At 45.8% G+C, this 2,753-nt stretch carries 4 protein-coding genes; 2 read left to right on the forward strand and 2 right to left on the reverse strand.

The genetic code is table 11. From position 1 onward, the window contains the following. On the reverse strand, positions 1–402 hold a 402-nt coding region (locus PX484_RS20370; protein WP_288105299.1), incomplete at its 3' end, for a tetratricopeptide repeat protein. Positions 403–446: 44 nt separating this feature from the next. On the opposite strand from PX484_RS20370, the gene nblB reads away from it, so the two are divergent. Together nblB and PX484_RS20380 are read left to right on the forward strand one after the other, a co-directional pair. Next, positions 447–1,112, forward strand: coding sequence for a phycobilisome degradation protein NblB (gene nblB / locus PX484_RS20375; protein ID WP_287766672.1), 666 nt, complete (start codon positions 447–449; stop codon positions 1,110–1,112). A gap of 65 nt (positions 1,113–1,177) precedes the next feature. After that, positions 1,178–2,269, forward strand: a complete 1,092-nt coding sequence (locus PX484_RS20380) for a tetratricopeptide repeat protein (protein ID WP_287766670.1) — start codon at positions 1,178–1,180, stop codon at positions 2,267–2,269. 111 nt (positions 2,270–2,380) lie between these two features. Here the strand turns inward: PX484_RS20380 and PX484_RS20385 are convergent. Continuing rightward, a partial coding sequence (locus PX484_RS20385) for a DUF29 domain-containing protein (RefSeq protein WP_288105300.1) occupies positions 2,381–2,753 on the reverse strand: 373 nt, incomplete at its 5' end.

The raw sequence follows: 2,753 nt of genomic DNA on the forward strand, positions 1-2,753 counted from the left end.
ACCGACAAGATAAACAATACCCAAAGCATTATAAGCAGCCACATGATCGGGAGCAATTTTAATCGTTTCTTCGAGGGTTGTTTGTGCCGCTAAAGGTTGTTTAGCTAGGTGTTGTGTCCATCCTAAAATTACTCTCCCGTCCAGATGATTGGGGTTTAACTGTACCGATTTTTTTAAAGCCTCAATACTTTTGATAAAATCTCCCTGTTGACGATACTGTAATCCCAATTGACGATAACGATTAGCGGCCTTAATCTCCGATGCGGAAATAATCGGACTGGGAGAAGGAGAAGCGATTATCTTAGCCGTCGGTTCTTTTTTAGGGGGAGAGGGAGGACTACAGCCCCAAAAAACCGGGGAACTAAACATGATCAAAATAGTCAGGAGTCGATAACTATTCATGGGACAATTAATACCAGTCCAATTGTTAAGGGTGTCATCAAATTATGAATTATTCCCCTGAATCCGTGCAACGGCTGCTCGATTCCAATGATTATGGCGATCGCTTATCGGGAGTTAATCAACTGCGTTATTTAGCCCCAGAAATCGCCTTCGAGATGTTACAGCCTTTAATTAACGATAGTAACGCTAGGGTGCGTTATTCGGCGGTAAGTCAGCTAGATATCCTCGGTCGTCAGAATCTTGATCTGGCCTTAACTATTCTGCGCGATCGCTTGTTGCATGATCCCGAAGCAGACGTGAAAGCAGCCGCGGCCGATGCGCTCGGGGGGTTAAAATTAACGGCAGCCTACGATGATCTGGTGGCCGTCTATCAACAATCCTCCGACTGGTTAATTCAATTTAGCATTGTGGCCGCTTTGGGCGAATTGGGGGAACCCCGGGGCTTTGAACTGCTCGAAATCGCCCTAAACTCCGATAATGAATTGGTAAAAACGGCCGCCGTTAGTGCTTTTGGGGAACTAGGCGACCCTCGCGCCGTCTCTTTACTTGTTCCCTTGGCTAATGATGATGACTGGCAACTGCGCTATCGTCTCGCTCAAGCTTTAGGCCGCTTAGGGGGGGAAGATGCGATCGCTGTTTTGACCCAGTTAACCAGCGATAAAAGCGCCCAAGTTGCCCAAGAGGCCCGCAATAATCTCGTTCAAGGGTGATGCAGAATGGTTGATTTTTGTCAATAGCATTTACAATAAATTTTAATTAAGAATCGTTAACAAAGATGAAACAATTTACCCGTTTAATCTTGCTCGTCGGTCTTCTCGCGGGGGGCTGTTTCTCCCCCTCAATTGCGATCGCTGATAATCCGGCGGGGGCAATCGTGAGCAGGAATTCACAGGTTAACGAACTACTGCGTCAAGCGCGGCAATTGGTCAGAAATGGCAATTATGGGGAAGCTATAGCCGTTTACGAGCGGGCTGCCGCCCTTGATGGCAATAATGCCAAAATTTTCTCCGGGATCGGCTTTTTACAAACGCGGCAAGGGGATTATAACGCCGCCGCCCAAGCATACCAAAAAGCTTTAAGTCTCGATCCGAGTAATCCCGACTTTTTCCATGCTCTCGGTTATAGTTTGGCTAATATCGGCGATTATGACAATGCAGCCACCGCTTACTACTACGCTATCCAAATAGAACCGAAAAACGTCCAACACTACCTCGGTTTAGGGGTGGTATTATTACGGCAAAAAAACTATGCAAAAGCGGGCGAAGTTTACCAATGGGTTTTAGCTCTCGACCCCAATAATCAGCAAGCCCACGAAATCATGGGCAAAGCCTTGATCGAACAGAATAAAAGCACCGAAGCCCTCGATTTTCTCCAAAAATCCCTGCAAAGATTCCCTAACAATAGTGAATTAAGATTGCAACTGGCCAGCCTTTTGCTCAAACAGGGCGATTTAAATGGCGGAACCCAAATTTTAAAGGAAATAGAGCGACAAAGTGCAGGAAATTTTTTAATTCAGCTAAAAATAGGGATTTTACTCGAAAAACAAGAGCGTTTTGATGAGGCTCTCCCCTTTTATCGTCGGGCTGTTTTCCTACAACCCCAATCTTTGGAAGCACAAGCGGGAATCGGTCGCATCCATCTGGCCAGAAAAGATTATCTTGCAGCAATTATCGCCTATCAAGATTTGGCCGAAATCGCCCCCAATAACGCCGATGTCTATCTTAATCTCGGTCGGGCCTACGCGGGCCGGGGACGAAAAACAGAGGCGGAGGAAGCTTTTAAGCAAGCGCGAGCGGTTTATGTGCTGAAAAATAATCAATCTGGCCTGGAGGAAGTGGATGCCCTGCTGAAGAAATTGGTTGAGTGAACCCAGATCAGTGATCAGCTTCTCAAGGCAAGAGGCAAGGGGCAAGAGGCAAAAAGCTCCTTTCTCCCAACTCCAGTACCGTCCTAGGCAGTGATTTAGATCGTCAATAGTTTATTCCCAATCGATTGGCAGCCATTGATTATCTAAAACCTGTTCGAGATTAAAAATTATCTGACTAGGTAAACCGCCGGGGGATAAACCCATTTTTTTCCGGACGGTCTCTAAAGCTGTATGGTAGGATGGCTCAAAAATCTCCCGAAGATAGGGCTTTAAACTAGGGCTATCCTCCAGTAAATCTTGAATTTCTGCCCGAAAATTATTGATTTCTCCATTCCAATGATTGCCATTCCGGTCTCTTTCCGATTGCCAGTAAGTTAATTTGAGTAAATGTTCTAGGAGACGAGTTAAAAGACTTTTGAGCGCGTGTCTTTCACTTCTCCCCATCGATTCAATCTCCTCAATTAAGTTGTCTAAATCCACCTCG

The organism is Microcystis sp. M49636_WE2, assembly GCF_030065375.1.
GTDB classification, from domain to species: Bacteria; Cyanobacteriota; Cyanobacteriia; order Cyanobacteriales; family Microcystaceae; genus Microcystis; species Microcystis aeruginosa_C.

Coding starts and splice junctions, on each gene's coding strand:
- PX484_RS20380 (WP_287766670.1), top strand. CDS start 1,178: ATGAAACAATTTACCCGTTTAATCTTGCTCGTCGGTCTTCTCGCGGGG.
- nblB (WP_287766672.1), top strand. CDS start 447: ATGAATTATTCCCCTGAATCCGTGCAACGGCTGCTCGATTCCAATGAT.